Source organism: Streptomyces anulatus (assembly GCF_000721175.1).
In the GTDB taxonomy this organism is placed as follows: domain Bacteria; phylum Actinomycetota; class Actinomycetes; order Streptomycetales; family Streptomycetaceae; genus Streptomyces; species Streptomyces anulatus_C.
The window spans coordinates 105878-127283 of record NZ_JOEZ01000014.1; the positions used below are offsets into that span (position 1 = coordinate 105878).

Genomic DNA, 21406 nt, shown 5'->3' on the forward strand with positions numbered 1-21406 from the left:
ACCCGGGCGAAGCTGACCAGTCGAATTCAGGACAGTTCGTCACGGGTATGGGCGATCGTGCACAACTGGAGCTGATAATTCCTGCGCAAGTCTTGGTCACTATAGGAGACTTGACGGTCTGTTTGGGAAGATCTTGTGGGCTTTTTTGTGAGGCTTGCGTGCTTTGGTCCGCCCGCATCCCAAGTGTTCCCCTGTGTCGACGGCATGCTGAAGCCATGGCCGAACAGCATCGACCGCATAGCGAAACCCCGTCGGCGACTCCCCCGGCGGCTCCCCCGGCTTTCGTCGCGGCGCTCCGCTCCGCCGTACGCGGCGCGAGCGACTTCGGGGCCGCCGCCCGGGCGCTGACCACCATGGACGCCTCCAACTACCGCCGCGTCCCGCTTGGTGTGCTCGCCCCGCGCGACGCCGACGACATCGCCGCCGCCCTGGCCGTCTGCCGGGAGCACGGGGTCCCGGTGGTGGCGCGCGGCGGCGGCACGTCCATCGCCGGGCAGGCCACCGGCACCGGCCTCGTCCTCGATCTCACCCGCCATCTGCGCACGATCCTCGACCTGGACCCCGCCGCCCGCACCGCCGTCGTCCAGCCCGGTGTGATCCTGGACGACCTGCGAGCCGCCGCCGCACCCCACGGCCTGACCTTCGGCCCCGACCCCTCCACCCACAGCCGCTGCACCCTCGGCGGGATGATCGGCAACAACTCCTGCGGCGCGCACTCGGTGGCCTGGGGCACGACGGCGGACAACGTGCGGAAGCTGTCGGTGGTGCGGTACGGGGGCGAGGCGCTGCGTCTGGAGCAGGGAGGGGCCGAAGGCCCCGAGGGCGTCCCGGCGCTGATCGCCTCTCACCTCGCCCTCCTCCGCACCGGCTACCCGGACCTCCCGCGCCGCATCTCCGGGTACGCGCTCGACGCCCTGCTCCCCGAACACCCCGGCGGCCCCGACCCGGTCCGCGCGTTCTGCGGCAGCGAGGGCACCCTCGGCGTCGTCACCGAGGCCACCGTGCGGCTGGTCGAGGCCCCGCGCGCCCGCGCCCTGGCCGTCCTCGGGTACGCCGACGAGACCGCCGCCGCCGACGCCGCCCCGGGCCTCCTCCCGTACCGCCCGCTCACCGTCGAGGGCATGGCCGCCGACCTCGTACGGGAGTCCGCCGGGCTGCCGCGCGGGGCCGCCTGGCTGTTCGTCGAGACCGGCGGCGACACCCCGGCCGAGGCACGCGCGCACGCCGAACGCATCCTGCGGGCGGCCGACGCCACCGACGGCACCGTCGTCACCGACCCGGCCGGGCAGCGGGCCCTGTGGCGGATCCGCGAGGACGCCGCCGGGACCGCGACCCGGATGCGGGACGGCAGTGAGGCCTGGCCCGGCTGGGAGGACTGCGCGGTGCCGCCCGCCCGGCTCGGCGCCTACCTCCGCGACTTCCGGGCCCTGCTCGCCGGACACGGACTGCGCGGCACCCCGTACGGCCACTTCGGCGACGGCTGCATCCACGTCCGCATCGACTTCGACCTGGTCGGCGCGGACGGCGTGGCCCGCTTCCGCCGGTTCTCCGAGGAGACCGCCGACCTCGTCGTCGCGCACGGCGGCTCCCTCAGCGGCGAGCACGGCGACGGCCAGGCGCGCGCGGAGCTGCTGCCCCGGATGTACGGGGACGAACTCGTGGCCCTCTTCGGCCGGTTCAAGGACCTGTGGGACCCGGACGGCGGCCTGAACCCGGGCATCCTCGCCCGCCCCGCCCGCCTCGACACGAACCTCCGCTTCGCCGTCCTCCCGAAACGCCCGGTCGACGTGGAGTTCGGCTACCCGCGGGACGGCGGGGACTTCGCGGGCGCGGTCCGGCGCTGCGTCGGCGTCGCCAAGTGCCGCACGACGGAGGTGAGCGGCGCGGGCGTCATGTGCCCGTCCTTCCGGGCGACCGGCGAGGAGGCCCACTCGACCCGGGGGCGGGCCCGGCTGCTGCACGAGATGCTCGCGGGCGAGGTCGTCACCGACGGCTGGCGGAGTACGGAGGTACGGGACGCGCTCGACCTCTGCCTCTCCTGCAAGGGGTGCCGCGGCGACTGCCCGGTCGGCGTCGACATGGCCACGTACAAGGCGGAGTTCCTGCACCACCACTACCGGGGCCGCCTCCGCCCCGCCGCCCACTACGCGATGGGCCGCCTCCCGCGGTGGCTGCGCCTGGCCGCGCCCTTCGCCCGCCCCCTCAACGCCCTGGCCCGGCTGCGCCCCCTCGCCGCCCTCGTGAAACGGCTGGCGGGCATCGCGCCCGAGCGGACGATCCCGGCACTGGCGACTCAGACCTACAGCCGGTGGCTGCGCCGGAGGCAGGGCGGCGGGACGCACATCCTCTCCACCGACCGGGTGGTGGCCCTCTGGGCGGACACCTTCACCGAGCACCTCTCCCCGCAGGTGGGACGGGCGGCGGTCCGGGTCCTGGAGGAGGCGACGGGTCGTACGGTGCTGCCGGCCCCGCGCGGGGTGTGCTGCGGCCTCACGTACGTATCGACGGGCCAGCTCGACGCGGCCCGCCGCGTGATGCGCCGCACCCTGGACCGCCTCCGCCTCTTCCCCGGCCGGCCGCTCGTCGTCCTCGAACCGAGCTGCGCCGCGACGCTCCGCACCGACCTGCCCGAACTCCTCCCCGACGACCCGCGCGCCGCCGAGCTGGCCTCGTCCGTGCGGACGTTCGCCCAGTACCTGGAGGAGTACGCCCCCGACTGGACCCCGCCCCGCCTGGACCGCCCGGCCGCCGGCCAGACCCACTGCCACCAGCACGCGGTGCTCGGCGACGCGGCGGAACGGCGACTGCGCGCACGCATGGGCCTGACCGGCGAACTCAGCGGCGGCTGCTGCGGGCTCGCCGGGAACTTCGGTTTCGAGAGGGGCCACTGGGAGGTGTCCGTCGCCTGTGCGGAGGAGCGGCTGCTCCCCGCCGTACGGGGAGCGGCACCCGGGACGGAACTCCTCGCGGACGGCTTCTCCTGCCGCACCCAGCTCGACCAGCTCGCCGGACGCCGGGCCCGGCACCTCGCCGAGGTGATCGCGGAAGGGCTGGAGGCGTCGCCCCCGGATCCGGCCGGTCGCGGCCTCAGTGGACCGGACCCCGCGCGATGATCTCGCGGGCCAGGGCCGCCAGCTGGGGGAGTGCGGGGTGGCCGGGGGCGTCGCGGCGGGCGAGGAGGACCGGGACGCCCGGGGCGTCGTCGAGCGGGACGTAGGCGACCCCCGCGTGCGGGTGCAGGGTCGCGGTCGATGCGGTGGACACCCCGCTGCCGCGTCCGGCGGCGATGGCGGTGAGCCAGTCGTCGGTGTTCCCGACGGTGAGGGTGGCGGCCGGGCGGGCGTGCGCCGGCCACAGGTCGACGGTGGTGGTGCCGGACACGGTGTTCAGGACGACGGGGCCGTCCGTGAGATCGGCGAGGGCGAGCGACGCCCGCCCCGCGAGCGGCCCGTCCGCGGTCACCGCCGCCACCCGGACCTCGGTGTACAGCACCTCGGCGACGAGCCCCGGCGCGTCCACGGGCCCCCGCAGCAGCGCCGCGTCGACCTCGCCCCGGGTCAGGCCGGCGGTGCGGTCGTCGATCCGGAGCAGTTCCAGCGGGGTCCCCGGGTGGCGCTCCTGCCAGGTCCGCAGCAGCGGCGTGGTGTACGGCCCGAACGCGGACCAGGCGTGCCCGAGCCGCAGCGGCCAGGTGCGCAGCCGCCCGGAGTCGAGGGCCTCGTCGAAGGCGGCGACGGCGGCGGCCGCCTTGTCGCGGAAGGCGACGCCGTCGGGGGTCAGGGCCAGGTGGTGGGTGGAACGGTCGACGAGCCGGACCCCCAGGTGCTGCTCCAGCGCCGCGAGGGTGCGGGAAACGGCGGGCTGGGTCAGCCGGAGCCGGGCGGCGGCGCGCGTGATGTTGAGCTCGTCGGCGACGGCGAGGAAGGCCCGTAGATGCCGGAGTTCCACGGGGCGGCCGGTGGAGGGTCCCTCGTTCATGCGTGGGAAGCATAACGAGAGCTTGATCGGCATTTCACGGAACGCGCGGGCGTCCCTACGGTGAAGGGAAACCGTTGGCCGAATAGTGCGGCTTCTCGTACTGTCCAGTCCATTACAGTGTACTGAGCCGTCCCGCCTCTGTTTCCCCGGAAGGTCCCCCGTGAACGACCAGCGCAGCGCCGCCGAACCGGCCGCCGCAGCCGTCGCCGTACCCGAAGCGGTGACGGCACTCGAAGGCGCCGGGCGGACCGGGGCCGGGCGCCGGGCGGCGCTGACGCCGATCGTGCTGGTGGTCGCCGGCGGCCTGTCGGTCCAGTTCGGCTCGGCCGTCGCGGCGCTCCTGATGCCGAAGGCGGGCGCGCTGGGCGTCGTCACCCTGCGGCTGACGGCCGCCGCGCTGGTCCTGCTGCTGATCTGCCGGCCGAAGCTGCGCGGCCACTCGCGGGCCGACTGGGGCACGGTGCTCGCCTTCGGCGTCGCGATGGGTGGCATGAACACGCTCTTCTACCAGGCGCTGGACCGGATCCCGCTCGGCATCGCCGTGACCCTGGAGGTGCTCGGCCCGCTCACCCTCTCGGTGTTCGCCTCCCGCCGTCTGATCAACGTGGTGTGGGCGGGCCTCGCCCTCGTCGGCGTCGTCCTGCTGGGCGGCGGCGGCTTCGACCGCCTCGACCCGGTCGGCGCGGCGTACGCCCTGGGGGCCGGGGCGATGTGGGCGGCGTACATCGTGTTCAGCGCCCGCACCGGCCGCCGCTTCCCGCAGGCGGACGGGCTGGCGCTGGCGATGGTGGTCGCCGCTGTCCTCTCGCTGCCCCTGGGCGTCATCGAGTCCGGGGGGAGGCTCACGGTCCCGTCCGTCATGGCGCTCGGCGCGGCCGTGGCCCTCCTGAGCTCGGTCCTCCCGTACACCCTGGAGCTGATGGCCCTGCGTCGGATGCCCGCGCCCACGTTCGCCGTGATGATGAGCCTGGAGCCGGCCATCGCCGCCGGCGCGGGCTTCCTGATCCTGGACCAGGCCCTCTCCACGACGGACGCCCTCGCCATCGCGCTCGTCATCGGGGCCAGCATCGGCGCGGTGCGCAGCCGGTCGGGCCGCCGTGAGACGTGAGCCGAGGCGAGGGGACGCGGCGGGGCGACGCGGCCGGACCTCAGCCGTCGGCGGGCAGGATCCGGAAGGCGTCCAGTCCGGGAGTCAGGGGTGACATTGCCCGGAAGTCGCGCTGGTCCAAGGTGAAGATGCGGTCCGTCCGGTAGCGGTCGGCGAGGACCACTCCGACCGCGTCGGCCAGGTCGAGCCGCAGGCCTTCGTACTTCTGACGGACTTCCTGGGCGGTACGCAGGTCCGCGAGCCTGAGTTCGGCGAGGCGGTACTGCCCGTCGTCCATGCGGGAGTTCAGCGCCTCCATCACCTGCATGGCCGCCGGGAAACCCAGGTCGCGATGGACCAGGTGGTCCAGTTCGGTGACGACCAGAGGGGAGATGGCGAGCCTCTCGTCCTCCAGGATCCTGGCCGCCTTCGAGTGCTCCGCCTGTGCGGCGTCGAAAGCGGCGTAGAGGGCTGAGGTGTCCGCGACGATGATCAACGACGTGCGGTCCGTTCCTTGATGTGCTCGTACACCGAGTCGTCCATCTCGTCAGGTGTGAGGGAGCGTCCGCTGTCGAAGACGGGCAGTTCCCGGGTGCGCTTCGGCCGCTCCGCGCTGTCCAGCAGTAGGGCGATGCTCCGCCGGATGAGCTCGGCCTTGCTGACGCCGGTCGCGGAGGACTCGGCATCCAGTCGCACTTCCAGTTCTTCCGGAAGGTACACGGTCGTCTTTATCATGCTGCCCAGTTTACCACCCTGCCCTACGTAGGGCAGGGTGGTGCTGCGGAGGCCCGGACTATCAGGGGACTGCCAGATGCGCGCATGCACGGCCTCCGCCAGGGGCAGGGCGACGTGCGGTGCGTCGGCGGCCGCGGAGCGGTCGTCGGGGAAGGCGTGGCACGCGCCTTCGGCGTCGTGGCGGAGCTCCAGGACCAGCTGGTCCGCGTCGGACCTGACGGTCGCCGGGCGCGTTCTCGACGGGGCCAGCACGACGGAGCGGATGGCGCGGGCGGCCACGGGCGGCGAGTGACCATGGGCGGCGCGTGACCGGCGGGGGTGGGGTGGTGTTGTGAGCGCCACCCGGCCCCGCCTGCCGGGCAGAAAATCATGCAAGCGTGCTTGATTGTTTCATGGAGCGCTGCCATGCTCCTGGGCACCACACCCGGTCCCGAGGGGAGCGCACGTGTCCGCTGTCGTAGCCGTGATCGACGATCTGCGCGAAGAGAGCGAAGAACTCGACGCCCTGGTCGGGCCGTTGGGCGGACCGGCCTGGCGTGGCCCGACCCCCGCCGAGCGGTGGACCGTCGCCCACCAGATCGCCCACCTCAGCTGGACCGACGAGGTCGCGCTGCTCGCCGCCACCGAGCCGGACCGGTTCGGGGACGAGGTGGCCAAGGCCCTGGCCGCCCCCGACTCCTTCGTCGACGAGGCGGCCGACGCCCTGGTCGCCGCCCATGCCCCGGACGCCCTGCTCGCCCGGTGGCGGGAGGGGCGGCAACGGCTCGACAAGGTCCTGCGGGACGCCCCCGCCGGCACCCGGATCCCCTGGTACGGGCCGCCGATGAGCGTCGCGTCCATGGCGACCGCCCGGCTCATGGAGACCTGGGCGCACGGCCAGGACATCGCCGACGCCCTCGGGGTGACCCGGGCCCCCACCACCCGCCTCCGGCACGTGGCGCGGATCGGGGTACGGGCCCGGGACTACGCCTACGCGGTGCGCGGGATCACCCCGCCCGAGGAGGAGTTCCGCGTCGAACTCCACACCCCGGACGGCGAGATGACCGCGTACGGCCCGGAGGAAGCCGCCCAGCGGATCACCGGGCCGCTCCTCGACTTCTGCCTCCTGGTCACCCGGCGCGCCCACCGGTCGGACCTCGCGGTCACCGCCGAGGGGCGCGCCGCCGACGAGTGGCTCTCCATCGCCCAGGCCTTCGCCGGGCCTCCCGGACCGGGCCGCCCGCCCCGTGCGGAGCAGGGCGACCACCGATGAGCGCACCCGCCCCCGGGCCCGCGCCCCTCCGCATCGGCAACGCCTCCGGCTTCTACGGCGACCGCTTCGACGCCCTGCGCGAGATGCTCACCGGCGGCCCCCTCGACGTCCTCACCGGCGACTACCTCGCCGAGCTGACCATGCTCATCCTCGGCCGCAGCCGCCTCAAGGACCCGCGGAAGGGCTACGCCACCACGTTCCTGCGCCAGTTGGAGGAGGGGCTCGGCCTCGCCCACGAGCGTGGTGTGAAGATCGTCGCCAACGCGGGCGGCCTCAACCCGGCCGGACTCGCCGATGCCGTGAAGATGTTGGCGGCCAAGGCCGGTGTCCCGGTCCGCGTCGCGCACGTCGAGGGCGACAGCCTGCCCGTCCCGGACGGGTTCCTCACCGCCAACGCCTACCTCGGCGGCTCCGGGATCGCCGCCTGTCTGCGGGCCGGCGCCGATGTCGTCGTCACCGGCCGGGTCACCGACGCGGCCCTGGTCACCGGACCGGCCGCCGCCCACTTCGGCTGGGGCCCGGACGACCTGGACGCGCTCGCGGGGGCCGTCGTCGCCGGGCACGTACTGGAATGCGGTACGCAGGCGACCGGCGGGAACTACGCGTTCTTCGGCGAGTACGCCGCCGACCGCCTCCGCCGCCCCGGCTTCCCGCTCGCCGAGATCCACGCCGACGGGTCCTGTGTCATCACCAAGCACGACGGTACGGGGGGCGTCGTCGACCTCGGCACCGTCACCGCCCAACTCCTCTACGAGACCGGCGGAGCCCGGTACGCGGGCCCCGACGTCACCGCCCGCCTCGACACCGTGACGCTGACCCCGGACGGACCGGACCGGGTCCGGATCGCCGGTGTGCGCGGCGAGGCCCCGCCGCCCACCCTCAAGGCCGGGCTCACCCGGCTCGGCGGCTGGCGCAACGAGGTCGTGTTCGTCCTCACCGGCCTCGACATCGAGGCCAAGGCGGACCTGGTGAAGGACCAGCTCGCCGACGCCCTGGAGCGGGGCGGCGGGCGGCCGCCCGCCGAGGTGCGCTGGGAGCTGGCCCGCACCGAGCACCCGGACGCCGACACCGAGGAGCGGGCCAGCGCCCTGCTCCGGCTCGTCGTCCGCGACAGGGACGCCGACGCGGTCGGCCGGACCGTCTCCGGGGCCGCCGTGGAACTGGCCCTCGGCAGCTACCCCGGCTTCCACGTCACCGCCCCGCCCGGAAAGGGCGCGCCCTACGGGGTGTTCGAGGCGATCCACGTACCGGCGGGCGATGTCGAGCACACCGCCGTGCTGCCGGACGGAAGCCGCGCCCTCATCGAACCGCCGTCCCTCACCCAGGAGTTGGCCGAGGTCGAGCAACCGCCGCTGCCGGTTCCCTACCCCTCCGCCGCCACCCGACGCGCCCCGCTCGGCCTCATCGCGGGTGCTCGCAGCGGCGACAAGGGCGGCGACGCCAACGTCGGCGTCTGGGTGCGCGGCGACGACGCCTGGCGATGGCTGGCGCACGAGCTGACCGTCGAACGCCTGAAGGAACTCCTGCCGGAAGCCGCCTCGTTGACCGTCGTGCGCCATGTCCTGCCCCGCCTCCGCGCCCTGAACTTCACCGTCCACGGCCTCCTGGGCGAGGGCGTCGCCGCCCAGGCCCGGTTCGACCCGCAGGCCAAGGCGCTGGGGGAGTGGCTGCGGTCCCGGTGGCTGCCCATCCCCGTACCGCTGCTGGAAGGCGTCCCCCTCCCGGAGGTGACCGCATGACCGTCCTGCCCACCGGGCTCGACACCAACAGCCCCGACTACGAGGCGAACCGGGCCACCATGCTGGCCAAGCTCGCCGAACTGGAGGCCGAACACGCCAAGGCGCTCGCGGGCGGCGGCGAGAAGTACGTGGCCCGGCACCGGGGGCGGGGCAAGCTCCCGGCGCGGGAGCGGATCGAGCTGCTCGTCGACCCCGACACCCCGTTCCTGGAGCTGTCGCCGCTGGCCGCCTGGGGCAGCGACTACGCCGTGGGGGCCTCGCTCGTCACCGGGATCGGGGTGGTGGAGGGCGTCGAGTGCCTGATCACCGCCAACGACCCGACCGTACGCGGCGGGGCCTCGAACCCGTGGACGCTGAAGAAGGCCCTGCGCGCCAACGAGATCGCCTTCGCCAACCGGCTGCCCTGCATCAGCCTGGTGGAGTCGGGCGGGGCCGATCTGCCGTCCCAGAAGGAGATCTTCATCCCGGGCGGGGCCCTCTTCCGGGACATCACGCGGCTCTCCGCCGCCGGAATCCCCACCGTGGCCGTCGTGTTCGGCAACTCCACCGCCGGAGGCGCGTACGTCCCGGGCATGTCCGACCACACCGTGATGATCAAGGAGCGGTCCAAGGTCTTCCTCGGCGGCCCGCCCCTGGTGAAGATGGCCACCGGCGAGGAGAGCGACGACGAGTCCCTCGGCGGGGCCGAGATGCACGCCCGCACCTCCGGGCTCGCCGACCACTTCGCCGTCGACGAGCAGGACGCGGTCCGCCAGGCCCGGCGCATCGTCGCCCGCCTCAACTGGCGGAAGGCGCACGCCGATCCGGGACCCGCCCAGCCGCCGAAGTACGACGAGGACGAGCTGCTCGGCATCGTGCCGGGCGACCTGAAGGTCCCCTTCGACCCGCGCGAGGTCATCGCCCGGCTGGTCGACGGCTCGGACTTCGACGCGTTCAAGCCGCTGTACGGGGCGAGCCTGGTCACGGGGTGGGCGCGGCTGCACGGCTACCCGGTCGGGATCCTCGCCAACGCGCAGGGCGTGCTGTTCAGCGAGGAGTCGCAGAAGGCGGCCCAGTTCATCCAGCTCGCCAACCAGCGGGACATCCCGCTGCTCTTCCTCCACAACACCACCGGCTACATGGTCGGCAAGGAGTACGAGCAGGGCGGCATCATCAAGCACGGCGCGATGATGATCAACGCGGTCGCCAACTCGAAGGTCCCGCATCTGTCGGTCCTGATGGGCGCGTCCTACGGGGCCGGCCACTACGGCATGTGCGGACGCGCCTACGACCCGCGCTTCCTCTTCGCCTGGCCGAGCAGCAAGTCCGCCGTCATGGGCCCGCAGCAGCTCGCCGGGGTCCTCTCCATCGTCGCCCGCGCCTCCGCCGCCGCGAAGGGGCAGCCGTACGACGACGAGGCGGACGCCGGGCTGCGCGCCATGGTGGAGCAGCAGATCGAGTCGGAGTCGCTGCCGATGTTCCTGTCCGGGCGGCTGTACGACGACGGGGTCATCGACCCGCGCGACACCCGGACCGTCCTCGGGATGTGCCTGTCCGCGATCCACACCGCACCGGTCGAGGGAGCCCGTGGCGGCTTCGGCGTCTTCCGGATGTGACCCGCACGTGAGGCCCAAGAGGAACCTTCCGGATGTGACCCGCACATGAGGAGAGACGTGATCCACTCCCTGCTCGTCGCCAACCGGGGCGAGATCGCCTGCCGGATCTTCCGCACCTGCCGTGACCTGGGCATCACCACGGTCGCCGTGTACTCCGACGCGGACGCCGACGCCCTGCACGTACGGGAGGCGGACCTCGCCGTACGCCTGCCGGGCGCGGCCCCCGCCGACACCTATCTGCGCGGCGACCTCGTCGTGGCCGCCGCGCTGGCCGCCGGGGCGGACGCCGTGCACCCCGGGTACGGCTTCCTCTCCGAGAACGCCGCCTTCGCCGCCGCCGTGCAGGACGCGGGTCTGGTGTGGGTGGGCCCGCCGGTGAAGGCCATCGAGCTGATGGCGTCCAAGACCCGGGCCAAGGAGCTGATGGCCGGGGCGGGGGTCCCGCTGCTGGCCCCCGTGGACCCGGCCGCAGCGACCCCCGACGACCTGCCGCTGCTGCTGAAGGCGGCGTCCGGCGGCGGCGGGCGCGGGATGCGGATCGTCCGCGAACTCAAGGCGCTTCCGGCCGAGTTGCTGGCAGCCGCCGCCGAGGCCGCGTCAGCCTTCGGGGACGGTGAGGTCTTCGCCGAGCCGTACGTGGAGCGCGGCCGGCACGTCGAGGTCCAGGTCATGGCGGACGAGCACGACACCGTGTGGGCGCTCGGGACCCGCGACTGCTCGCTCCAGCGCCGCCACCAGAAGGTCATCGAGGAGGCCCCCGCCCCCGGCCTGGACGAGGCCCTGCGCACCCGGCTCCACGAGGCGGCGGTGGCGGCGGCCCGTGCCGTGGGCTACCGGGGTGCGGGGACCGTGGAGTTCCTGGTCTCCGCCGAGGACCGGCCGTACTTCCTGGAGATGAACACCCGCCTCCAGGTCGAACACCCGGTGACGGAAGCCGTGTTCGGCCTCGACCTGGTCGCCCTGCAACTGCGCGTGGCGGAGGGCGAGCCGCTGGACCCCGCACCCCCACGGCCGTCCGGCCACGCGGTCGAGGCCCGGCTCTACGCCGAGGACCCCGCGCGCGACTGGCAGCCGCAGACCGGGGCCCTGCACGCACTGGAGGTCCCGGACGCACCGGGCCTGCGCCTGGACACCGGGTACACCGGCGGCGACACCATCGGCGTGCACTACGACCCGATGCTCGCCAAGGTCATCGCCCACGCCCCGACCCGCGCCGGGGCCGTCCGGCTGCTGGCCCGCGCGCTGGAGCGGGCCCGGATCCACGGCCCGGTCACCAACCGCGAGCTGCTCGTACGGTCCCTGCGCCACCCGGACTTCGCGGCGGCGCGCCTGGACACCGGGTTCTACGACCGGCACCTGGCGGACCTGACCGCCCCAGAGGCCGGCCGGGACCCGGCCCGGGCCGCCCTCGCCGCCGCCCTGGCGGAATGCGTACGCGCCACCACCGCCGGCGGCCCCGCCCCGACCCGCTTCGGGGCCTGGCGCAACGTGCCCTCGGGGCCGCAGCTCAAGCGCTACCGCAGCGAACCCGACGGGACCGAGCACGAGGTCGCCCACCGCGCGGCGCGCACCGGCACCCCGGAACCGTACGCCGCCCCCGGCATCCGGGTCCTGGCCGCCGCCCCCGACCACGTCACCCTCGAAGTCGACGGCGTGAGGCGGCACTTCGCGGTCACCGCCGACCGCGACGGCGACCGGGTGTACGTGGACACCGCCGCCGCCTCGTACACCTTCACCACGCTGCCCCGCTTCACCGACCCCGCCGCCCACACCGCGCCGGGTTCCCTGCTCGCCCCGATGCCCGGGACCGTCGTCCGCCTCGCGGAGGGCCTGGCCGCCGGGGCCGTCGTCGAGGCCGGGCAGCCGCTGATCTGGTTGGAGGCGATGAAGATGGAGCACCGCATCCTCGCCCCCGCCACCGGCACCCTCACCGCCCTGCACGCCGCCCCCGGCCACCAGGTCGAGGTCGGCGCGCTGCTCGCCGTGGTCCAGGAGGACCTGGGCGCCATCCCCGTACCGGAGGAGACCGCATGAGCACCGCCCGCACCGTCGGCACCGTCCTCGAAACCGAAGAGCACCAGGCGCTGCGCGCCGCCGTGGCCGCCCTCGGGAAACGGTACGGGCGCGACTACATGACCTCCGTCATCCGCGAGGGCTCCCACACCCACGAGCTGTGGGCGGAGGCCGCCAAGCTCGGCTACCTCGGGGTGAACCTCCCCGAGGAGTACGGCGGCGGAGGCGGCGGCATGGCCGAACTCTCCATCATCCTCGAAGAACTGGGCGCGGCAGGTTCCCCGCTCCTCATGCTGATCGTGTCGCCCGCTATCTGCGGCACGGTCATCGCCCGCTTCGGCACGGACGAGCAGAAGCGGAGGTGGCTGCCGGGCCTCGCCGACGGAAGCCTCACCATGGCCTTCGGTATCACCGAACCGGACGCCGGATCCAACTCCCACCGCATCACCACCACCGCCCGCCGCGACGGCACGGGGCGGGACGCGGACTGGCTGCTCACCGGCCGGAAGGTCTTCGTCTCCGGCGTCGACATAGCCGACGCGACACTGATCGTCGGCCGCACCGAGGACGCCCGCTCGGGGCAGCTGAAGCCCTGCCTCTTCATCGTCCCGCGCGACGCCGAAGGGTTCGGCCGGAACCAGATCGACATGGAACTCCACTCCCCCGAGAAGCAGTTCGAACTCGTCCTGGACGATGTGCGGCTCCCGGCCGACGCGCTGGTCGGCGACGAGGACGCGGGCCTCCTCCAGCTCTTCGCGGGACTCAACCCCGAGCGGATCATGACGGCCGCGTTCGGCATCGGGATGGGCCGGTTCGCGCTCGGCAAGGCCGTGGAGTACGCCCGTACCCGGCAGGTGTGGAAGGCCCCCATCGGCTCCCACCAGGCCATCGCCCACCCGCTGGCCGCCGCGCACATCGACCTGGAGCTGTCGCGCCTGATGATGCAGAAAGCGGCCCGGCTCTACGACGACGGCGACGACATCGGGGCGGGCGAGGCGGCGAACATGGCGAAGTACGCGGCGGGCGAGGCGTGCGTGAAGGCGGTCGACCAGGCCGTGCACACCCTTGGCGGCAACGGCCTGACCCGTGAGTACGGACTCGCGTCCCTGATCACCGCGTCCCGGGTGGCCCGCATAGCCCCGGTCAGCCGGGAGATGATCCTGAACTACGTCTCGCACCAGTCGCTGGGCCTGCCGAAGTCGTACTGAGCCGGAGGAGCCGTACGGACGGAGCCCGCCGAAACCGTTCGGAGCGTGCCGAGTCGTACGGGAGCCCGCCGAAACCGTTCCGGAGCGTGCCGAAACCGTTCGGAGCCGGCTGCGCCGTACTGAGCGTGCCGAGCCGTTCGGAGCCTGCCGAAACCGTTCGGAGCCTTTCCGGATCCACTTCCGTCCGGCCTCTCCCCATCCCTCCCCCACAGGGGTGATCCTGACCCTTCACACCCGCACGGCGTCCCGCGTCTCCGTCCAGGCGGCGCGGGAAGCCGCGACGACAGGGGACCGCCATGGTGTTCCGCAGCGAGTACGCAGATGTACCGGCCCTCGACACGCCCATCCACGACGCGGTCCTCGGCGAGGCCGCCGGGTTCTCCGACACCGTCGCCCTGATCGACGGGACGGACGGCACCTCCCTCACGTACGCCCAGCTCGACGGCTTCCACCGGCGCATCGCCGCCGCGCTCGCCGAGGCGGGGCTCAGGAAGGGCGACGTCCTCGCCCTGCACAGCCCGAACACCATCGCCTACCCGGCGGTCTTCTACGGGGCCACCCGCGCCGGGGCCGCCGTCACCACGGTCCACCCGCTGGCCACGCCCGAGGAGTTCGCCAAGCAGCTCGCCGACAGCGGGGCGAAGTGGATCGTGACGGTCTCCCCGCTGCTGGCGACCGCCCGCCGGGCGGCCGAACTCACCGGCGGCGTCAGGGAGATCTACGTCTGCGACCAGGCGGAGGGCCACACCTCCATCCTGGACATGCTGTCCTCCGCCGCCCCCGAACCGGAGATCGACATCGACCCCGGCGAGGACGTCGCGGCGCTCCCGTACAGCTCCGGCACGACGGGCACGCCCAAGGGCGTGATGCTCACGCACCGCTCGATCGCGACCAACCTGGAGCAGCTGAGACCGTTCATCCCCATGGGCGAGGGCGACCGGATCCTGGCGGTCCTCCCCTTCTTCCACATCTACGGCCTGACGGCGCTGATGAACGCGCCGCTGCGCTGCGGCTCGACGGTGGTCGTCCTGCCCCGCTTCGACCTGGCGCAGTTCCTGGAAGCCGTCCAGACGCACCGCATCACCGGCCTGTACGTGGCCCCGCCGATCGTGCTGGCCCTGGCGAAGCACCCGCTGGTGGGGGAGTACGACCTCTCCTCGCTCCGGTACATCGTCAGCGCCGCCGCCCCGCTGGACGCCGACCTGGCCGCCGCCTGTTCGGCCCGCCTGGGGCTGCCGGCGGTGCGGCAGGCGTACGGGATGACGGAGCTGTCGCCCGGTACGCACGTGGTGCCGCTCTCCGTCGAGCAGCCGCCGGCCGGCACGGTCGGCAAGCTGCTGCCGAACACCGAGATGCGGATCGTCTCCCTGGAGGACCCGGCGAAGGACGCGGAGCCGGGAGCGGACGGCGAGATCCTCATCCGGGGCCCGCAGGTGATGAAGGGCTACCTGGGCCGCCCCGACGCCACCGCCGACATGATCGACGCGGACGGCTGGGTGCACACGGGCGACGTCGGCCGGGCGGACGCGGACGGCTGGCTGTTCGTCGTCGACCGGGTCAAGGAGCTGATCAAGTACAAGGGCTACCAGGTGGCCCCCGCCGAGCTGGAGGCCCTGCTCCTGACCCACGAGCAGGTGGCGGACGCGGCGGTGATCGGGGTGTACGACGCCGAGGGCAACGAGGTCCCGAAGGCGTTCCTGGTCCGGGGCCCGGCGGCGGACGGCCTGACCACGGACGACGTGATGGCGTACGTCGCCGAGCGGGTCTCCCCGTACAAGAAGGTGCGGCAGGCCGAGTTCGTCGACGCGGTGCCCCGGGCGGCATCGGGCAAGATCCTCCGGCGCGAGCTGCGCGACCGCGAGAAGACGGACTGACGGATTCATGGATTGATGGATTGTTCGGAGGAGAAGTGACCCTGATCGGACGAACGACGGACCGGGGCGTGGCGACGCTGACCCTGGACTCCCCGGCCAACCGCAACGCGCTCTCGGCGGCGCTCGTCGGCGAACTGCGGGAAGCCCTGGCGGAGTGCGCGGCGGACGACACCGTGCGGGCGGTGGTGCTGGCCCACACGGGGTCGACGTTCTGCGCGGGGGCGGACCTGACGGCGCCGCCGGACCCGGAGGCGTTCGTGGGCCTGATGCGGGAGATCGTGGAGCTGCCGAAACCGGTGGTGGCCCGGGTGACGGGCCATGTCCGGGCGGGGGGTCTGGGCCTGCTGGCGGCGTGCGACATCGCGGTGGCCGGCGAGGCGTCGTCCTTCGCCCTCACGGAGTCCCGCCTGGGCCTGGCTCCCGCGGTCATCTCCCTCACCCTGCTGCCGCGCCTGGACCGCACGGCGGCGAACCGCTACTACCTCACGGGGGAGCGGTTCGACGCCGCGGAGGCGGCCAGGATCTCGCTGGTGACGGAGGCCGCCGAGGACGTGGACAAGGCGCTCGAACCGGTCCTGGACGGTCTGCGCCGGGCCTCGCCGCAGGGGCTGGCCGCATCGAAGGAGCTGGTCACGGCTACGGTGCTGAGGAGCTTCGACCAGTACGCCGAAGACCTCATCGCCCGATCCGCCGCGTTGTTCGCCTCCGACGAGGCGAGGGAGGGGATGACGGCCTTCCTCGAACGACGGGACCCGGCATGGGTGCGGTGACCTCCTCTTCCACCTCCAAGGCCGCTCACGCGCCGAAGCAGGACCGCAGCCGGGCGACCCGGCAGCGGCTCCTGGAGGCGGCGGTGGCCTGCCTGGCCGAACACGGCTGGGCGGGCTCCACCGTCTCCGTCGTCGCCGAGCGCGCCGGCGTCTCGCGCGGCGCGGCCCAGCACCACTTCCCGACCCGCGAGGACCTGTTCACGGGCGCGGTGGAGTACGTCGCCGAGGAACGCTCCGCCGCCCTGCGCACGCTCCCCGTCCAGGGCCGCGCCGAGGTGGTCGCGGCCCTCGTCGACCTCTACACCGGCCCCCTGTTCCGGGCCGCGCTCCAGCTCTGGGTGGCCGCCTCCAACGAGCCCCAGCTCCGCCCGCGCGTCACGGAGCTGGAGGCGCGGGTGGGCCGTGAGACCCACCGCATCGCGGTCGGACTCCTGGGCGCGGACGAGTCCCGCCCCGGGGCCCGCGAAACGGTCCAGGGCCTTCTCGACATGGCCCGCGGCCTGGGCCTCGCCAACCTCCTCACCGACGACACCGCCCGGCGGGCGCGGGTGGTGTCGCAGTGGGCGGCGCTGGTGGAGGAGGGACTGGGGTGAGCCTCAGCGGTACCGGATCACGTGCAGCGTGTGGACTCCGGCGGGATCGAAGGACACGGGCTCCTCGGAGGAGCCGTCGAGGAGCAGCACGCCGTCCGCCGTGGTGAGCCCGTTGACGAGCCACCCCACGGCCTCACGTCCCCGGCCGTCCGTGCGGCGGATCCAGATCAGGGCCCGTGAGCCGGTCGGGAAGGACGACAGTTCGTCGACTGCCGAGGACCAGACCTTGTGGTCCGACGTCGACAGGACGGGCCCGAGCTGGGCGAGGGTCGACTCGAACCAGTCGGCACGGCCGGGTGGGGGCGGCGGAGGGAACGTCCCGGTGCCGGGGCGTCCGCCGGCGTCCCAGTGGGCCAGCCAGTTCCAGGGGTCCGCATTCGGCAGACCGAACGGTTCGGCGGCGTCCTTGGGGACGACCAGCGTCGCGTCGAGCATGGTGTCCTGCCAGCGCCCGCTCTCCTGATGACGTCGCGTGTCGCAGGAGAAGACCCAGCCCCGCCGGGTTTCGTCGCCTGTGGTCGGACCGACCAGTTCTGCCTTACCTCCGTACGTGTTCTCCAACCACAGCCGTGCCTTGGTGACCGCCGCCTCGAAGTCGTGAGCCTCCTGCTCCCAGGGCGGGCGGGGAACCCTCAACGCCTCCGGCAGGGCCCTGAGGAGAACCAACTCGCGCACACCGTCGGTGTCCAACCGGGCGAGGGACGACGTCAGGCTGTCGAAGATGACGACCTGCCCCTGGTGGTTGTGCGCGTAGACCAGATTGCCCGTCGCTTCCGGCCCGCCGATCTCGCGGCGCACCCACACCAGGCCACGGCTGTCGGGCCCGTGCTCCGCGACCGCCTTCACGATCTCGTCCCAGCTGTTCACGCTCACGCGCTCGAACTCCGGGAAGTAGCGGCGGGTCAGCCTGCTCCACCAGCCGGGTGCCTCGTCCGAGGGCTGCCAGGCGAGCGCTGTGGAAGGACCCTTGCTGATCGCCGAGTGCAGTGCCACGACAGCGCCGCGGGCGTTGATCCTGCGCCCCTGGTTCTGGACCCGGGCGACGCCCGCCTCGTACGACGCGGCGGGCTCCAGGTCCGCGAGGGGCGCGCTCGGCGCGGGATGGAAGGGGGAGCTGCCGTCCTTGAGCACGACGAGGGAGGACGCCAGCATCGGGGTTCGCGGAAACCCGGGCTGCTGCACGGTCCGGCACGCCATGAGCCAGGCCGAGGCCGACTCGGCCACCGGGTGCGGTGCCGCCAGTTCCGCGAGCCCGCCGTAGGTAGAGGCGAGCCAGGCAGCGGCCTGCTGGTCGGGGCGGAGCATGCTACTGCCCTTTCTTCGGCGGCCAGTTGCCGGAGGCTTGGAGGGTCATGTATTCCTCTGTTGGCGGGAACGTGGGGGCGAAGTGGGCAGCGGACCGGTCGTGCGGAACGACGATCACGGCGGAGAACGGGGCCTGAGTGAAATCCCCTGTTTCGATGTGCTCCTTGAAGTCGAAGCAAACCGTCCAGCCGTAGGTGAACTCGATGGCTGTATCCGGGCGCATCACGATGGAATCCGCACGGTCCGGGTAAGCGACCTTTTGCAGGAACTCGGCGGCGCTGAGCACGGCTTCGTCTTTGGATACCATTTAGGGAACTCCATTGCGATAAGGGATGTGTCCGATGGACGAGACGTTTTTCTCCAGAATTCCCAGAGTTCCGCTCTGGCCATCGAGGAAGACGACGCCGTGCGGTGTGTTCACGGCGTTAAAAATATGGGCGGTGTTGTTGGGGCGGCTGATGTAGACAGCGCTTCTTGAGCCTTCCCCGCGGGCTTGGAGATCGCGGATGATGTCATCATAACTATTGACGAAGTCGTAGTGTCCCTTAGGCCTGTCCTTCAGGCCAAGCTGTTCCGGAGGGATGTGGTCGCCGCCCAGCTTGGGGGCCGCACCGACCTCGATGCCGTCCATGCGGCGATCTACGGTGACCGTATTGTGACTGCAGTTCATCGTGTATCCGTGGTGCCCGGTGTTGTTCACATCCTTGAGCCAGGGATACTCGGAATCCAGGAACTCCTGAGCACGCTTCGGATCGACCGAATCGTAGTGAATCGCCTTCTCTTTCACAGATTCGGTGCCGCGCGCCAAATCGCTCCACTTGGACGGTGCGGGGCCCGGAACGTTGTCTGCGTACTTCAGCCCGAGGCGGGTTCCGCCGCGGACGAGGCCTGCCCCCTTCGTGCCGACGAGCTCGGGGAGGAGGCGGCCGACGAACTCGGATGGATCCTTCTTGAACCCGTCCACCGCGGCCTGGACGACCCGTTCCGGGTGCGCAGCGGTGGACACCAGCCCGGACAGCGTCATGCTGACGTTCTGGGCGTATGCGGCGGGGTGGGTGAGGTTGTAGGGGTCGAGCGGGTTGAGCCCACGGGCGAAGTTGACGATTCCGGCGGCGCCCTTGAGGGCGCCACCGGCGACGTGGGTCAGCTCGGTGTTCACCGCGTGGTAGCCGTCGGTGAGGTTGTCGCCGAGCCGGTCCAGCGGCGGGGGCTCGGCAGGAGCGTGCGCCAGTGCTTCCTTGACCTTGCTCCGGGCCTCCGCGGCAGCCGAGTTCCGCTGCCGACGTGCCTCGGCCAGCTTCTCCCGCGCCGCCTCGATGTCGGCTCTGCCGGGATCCTTGAAGGGCTCCGGCACCGGACCGGGATCCTGGTCGGCTTTGATTTTCGCGTTGTACGCGTCGATGCGCAGGTTGTACGCCTCCACTGCCTGCTCGGAGGCGAGCTTGCCCTCCTTGTAGAGGACGACAGCCTCTTTGGCCTGTTCCTGAGCCCACTTGACGGTGTCGGCGTACGCGGCCAGAGCGTTTCCAGCGGTCTCGCAAGCGTCCGACGCATAGAGCCACTTCTTGGGCTGCATCTCGAACTTCTTGCGGAAGGCGTCACCTGCCGCGCCTCTCCAGTGCGCGGAGTCGAGACTGCGCATGCCCTGACCGACCTTGTCGAAGGCGGCCTGGAAGTCCTTGAGGTGCTTGGCGCTTTCGGAGATCTTGCCGGAATTGCCGTGGACGAGCTCATTGGCGTCCTCGGTCTGGCCGAGCTGCTGCTCACCGGGGGTGGCCCCGAGGTCGGACGCGACGCCGTCCCCCCAGTCCTGGACGGCATCGGCGGCGCCGTGCAAACCCACGTGGTCCAGGCCGTCGCCGACCTTGTTCGTCCCCCAGTCGACGCCTTCTCCGACGATCTTCTTTCCCGCGTCGAAGCCGTCCTCAAGTGCGCCGAGGCCGTCGTTGATTCCGTCCTTGACACCGCCGCCGAGGTCCTTGAGGTCGCCGCCGATATCGTCGAGGACGCCCATCAGCCCACGCCCCGCTGCTGCTGTGCGGCCTCGGCGCGTTCCTCGGCAGAGGGGCCGAACGTGTTGTCCAGCATGCGGTCGTACTCGGCGTCTGAGATACCCAGCCCATTCCGCAGGTTCTCGGGGTTGAGCCCCATCGGTCCGATGGTCCGGGAGGTCATCACGTCCCGCCCGGCATCCTTCCAGCCCTGCTCGATGCTCTCCCCGGCCCGCTCCCACGACTCCCGGCTGTAGTCGACCCCACCGTAGGCGCCCGAGGTGGCGATGTCCTTCCAACCCTGCTGGGTGACCTCGTCCTCCGAGGCGTACGGGTTGCCGATGGCCGCGTTCGTGACGACCTTGAAGGTGCCCTCGATGTACTGCTCGTTCTCGTAGAACGAGCCGGCGGACAGGCCCGTGGCGGCCGCGATGCCGTTGCCTTCGCTAATCAGGGAGCGGACGCCCCACTCCCATCGCTCGCAGAACGATGAGAACTCCTGCGTGAGTCCTTCATTGCCCAATTCCAGTCCGGAGAGCTCGATTTCGCCGAATCCGCGCCCTCTTCCGGCTTGGCCGACCATGCCCAGCTCTTTCAACTCGCCGAGCGCGTCCGTCAGTCCCTTGGCTATCAGGTTCAGGCCCTGGGTCCTGAGGTCGTCGCCTCCCCCGTTCACGTGATCCCTCTACCCTTCTGTGTAGGCGTCGATCGTGGCCTCATCGGGCACGATTCCCTTGACCGGCGGGAGCACCAGACCCTCCGCCCCGTCCGCGCAGTCCAGCGCCACCCCGCACGGCATGCCGGCCGCTGGAACCGCCACGTCCAGCAACCGTGCGCCGAGGACGGTCTGGTAGCTCCACTCGCTGCGGAACATCCCGCGGGCCTGCGCGTAACGGGCGAGTGCCTGTTGATCAGAGAAGGCGAGGATGAAGCGAATGCCGTTCATGTCGGCAGTCAGAAAGCCGCCTTCGGCGTCGGGTGACTGACTTCTTCCCAAAGGCACCAGGACAGGTGTGGTGCGGAAATTCTCCAGAAGCGCCATGAACTCAAGCCGTCTGCTGGTGACCAGTGGATCCTCGCCCGGGGTGTCTCTCGCCGTGGTCGCCGTACGCGGTGGCGTCGGAGTCCCCGGCCGCGGACCGGACGAGTCGGCGGGAGGGCTGACCGGCCGGCCCCCCGAAGCGTCGGCTCGCCTGCCACCCGCAGGCATATCGGCATAATCCGCCAGCCTCGGCCTCCGAACGCCACCTTGCGGCTGCGCGCCGT

Annotated in this window: 18 protein-coding genes; 10 read left to right on the forward strand and 8 right to left on the reverse strand. The window is 72.2% G+C overall.

Features of this window, described 5'->3' with window-relative positions:
* Positions 1 to 215 precede the first annotated feature (215 nt).
* Complete coding sequence (locus tag IG90_RS0117110; protein ID WP_030584622.1) at positions 216 to 3113, forward strand: FAD-binding and (Fe-S)-binding domain-containing protein; 2898 nt, start codon at positions 216 to 218, stop codon at positions 3111 to 3113.
* Here IG90_RS0117110 and IG90_RS0117115 read toward each other — a convergent pair.
* The gene (locus tag IG90_RS0117115) at positions 3088 to 3978 is read right to left on the reverse strand and encodes a LysR family transcriptional regulator (RefSeq protein ID WP_030584625.1); all 891 of its coding nucleotides are present in this window, start codon (positions 3976 to 3978) and stop codon (positions 3088 to 3090) included. The two genes, IG90_RS0117110 and IG90_RS0117115, sit on opposite strands and share 26 nt — an antisense overlap.
* A gap of 160 nt (positions 3979 to 4138) precedes the next feature.
* On the opposite strand from IG90_RS0117115, the gene IG90_RS0117120 reads away from it, so the two are divergent.
* Entirely contained in the window at positions 4139 to 5086 is a 948-nt protein-coding gene (locus tag IG90_RS0117120) for an EamA family transporter (RefSeq protein WP_030584628.1), read from the forward strand.
* Positions 5087 to 5126: 40 nt separating this feature from the next.
* Here IG90_RS0117120 and IG90_RS0117125 read toward each other — a convergent pair whose 3' ends face one another.
* Both IG90_RS0117125 and IG90_RS0117130 read right to left on the reverse strand, forming a co-directional pair.
* Entirely contained in the window at positions 5127 to 5561 is a 435-nt protein-coding gene (locus IG90_RS0117125; protein ID WP_030584631.1) for a type II toxin-antitoxin system VapC family toxin, read from the reverse strand.
* A complete protein-coding gene (locus tag IG90_RS0117130; protein ID WP_078585283.1) occupies positions 5558 to 5800 on the reverse strand; it encodes a ribbon-helix-helix domain-containing protein in 243 nt (80 codons plus the stop codon). Before IG90_RS0117130 ends, IG90_RS0117125 begins: the two co-directional genes overlap by 4 nt.
* Positions 5801 to 6245: 445 nt before the next feature.
* Here IG90_RS0117130 and IG90_RS0117135 point away from each other — a divergent pair, with 445 nt between their 5' ends.
* From IG90_RS0117135 to IG90_RS0117170, 8 genes are all read left to right on the forward strand, one after another.
* Positions 6246 to 7052, forward strand: a complete 807-nt coding sequence (locus IG90_RS0117135; protein WP_030584636.1) for a TIGR03084 family metal-binding protein — start codon at positions 6246 to 6248, stop codon at positions 7050 to 7052.
* Complete coding sequence (locus tag IG90_RS0117140; RefSeq protein ID WP_030584639.1) at positions 7049 to 8791, forward strand: acyclic terpene utilization AtuA family protein; 1743 nt, start codon at positions 7049 to 7051, stop codon at positions 8789 to 8791. The genes IG90_RS0117135 and IG90_RS0117140 overlap by 4 nt, the downstream gene beginning before the upstream one ends.
* Positions 8788 to 10386 carry an acyl-CoA carboxylase subunit beta gene (locus tag IG90_RS0117145; RefSeq protein WP_030584642.1) on the forward strand — a complete coding sequence of 533 codons (1599 nt, stop codon included), beginning with the start codon at positions 8788 to 8790 and terminating at the stop codon, positions 10384 to 10386. The genes IG90_RS0117140 and IG90_RS0117145 overlap by 4 nt, the downstream gene beginning before the upstream one ends.
* Positions 10387 to 10431: 45 nt before the next feature.
* On the forward strand, positions 10432 to 12420 hold the full coding sequence (locus IG90_RS0117150) for an ATP-binding protein (protein ID WP_030584644.1): 1989 nt from the start codon (positions 10432 to 10434) through the stop codon (positions 12418 to 12420).
* The gene (locus IG90_RS0117155; protein ID WP_030584647.1) at positions 12417 to 13607 is read left to right on the forward strand and encodes an acyl-CoA dehydrogenase family protein; all 1191 of its coding nucleotides are present in this window, start codon (positions 12417 to 12419) and stop codon (positions 13605 to 13607) included. The genes IG90_RS0117150 and IG90_RS0117155 overlap by 4 nt, the downstream gene beginning before the upstream one ends.
* Before the next feature lie 296 nt (positions 13608 to 13903).
* The gene (locus tag IG90_RS0117160; RefSeq protein WP_030584651.1) at positions 13904 to 15481 is read left to right on the forward strand and encodes a 4-coumarate--CoA ligase family protein; all 1578 of its coding nucleotides are present in this window, start codon (positions 13904 to 13906) and stop codon (positions 15479 to 15481) included.
* 35 nt (positions 15482 to 15516) lie between these two features.
* Entirely contained in the window at positions 15517 to 16251 is a 735-nt protein-coding gene (locus IG90_RS0117165; protein ID WP_030584654.1) for an enoyl-CoA hydratase family protein, read from the forward strand.
* Positions 16239 to 16844, forward strand: a complete 606-nt coding sequence (locus IG90_RS0117170; RefSeq protein ID WP_030584657.1) for a TetR/AcrR family transcriptional regulator — start codon at positions 16239 to 16241, stop codon at positions 16842 to 16844. The genes IG90_RS0117165 and IG90_RS0117170 overlap by 13 nt, the downstream gene beginning before the upstream one ends.
* 3 nt (positions 16845 to 16847) lie before the next feature.
* Here the strand turns inward: IG90_RS0117170 and IG90_RS41135 are convergent, their stop codons facing one another.
* From IG90_RS41135 to IG90_RS0117195, 5 genes are read right to left on the reverse strand one after another with little or no spacing between them, the layout of a single operon-like run.
* Positions 16848 to 18149, reverse strand: coding sequence for a YrhB domain-containing protein (locus IG90_RS41135; RefSeq protein ID WP_030584661.1), 1302 nt, complete (start codon positions 18147 to 18149; stop codon positions 16848 to 16850).
* A 1-nt stretch (position 18150) separates the two neighbouring features.
* Positions 18151 to 18456 carry a YrhB domain-containing protein gene (locus IG90_RS0117180; RefSeq protein ID WP_030584664.1) on the reverse strand — a complete coding sequence of 102 codons (306 nt, stop codon included), beginning with the start codon at positions 18454 to 18456 and terminating at the stop codon, positions 18151 to 18153.
* Positions 18457 to 20163, reverse strand: a complete 1707-nt coding sequence (locus IG90_RS0117185) for a putative T7SS-secreted protein (RefSeq protein WP_030584667.1) — start codon at positions 20161 to 20163, stop codon at positions 18457 to 18459.
* On the reverse strand, positions 20163 to 20816 hold the full coding sequence (locus tag IG90_RS0117190) for a hypothetical protein (protein ID WP_030584670.1): 654 nt from the start codon (positions 20814 to 20816) through the stop codon (positions 20163 to 20165). Before IG90_RS0117190 ends, IG90_RS0117185 begins: the two co-directional genes overlap by 1 nt.
* A 9-nt stretch (positions 20817 to 20825) precedes the next feature.
* Positions 20826 to 21182 carry an SseB family protein gene (locus tag IG90_RS0117195; protein ID WP_233435992.1) on the reverse strand — a complete coding sequence of 119 codons (357 nt, stop codon included), beginning with the start codon at positions 21180 to 21182 and terminating at the stop codon, positions 20826 to 20828.
* Positions 21183 to 21406 lie beyond the last annotated feature (224 nt).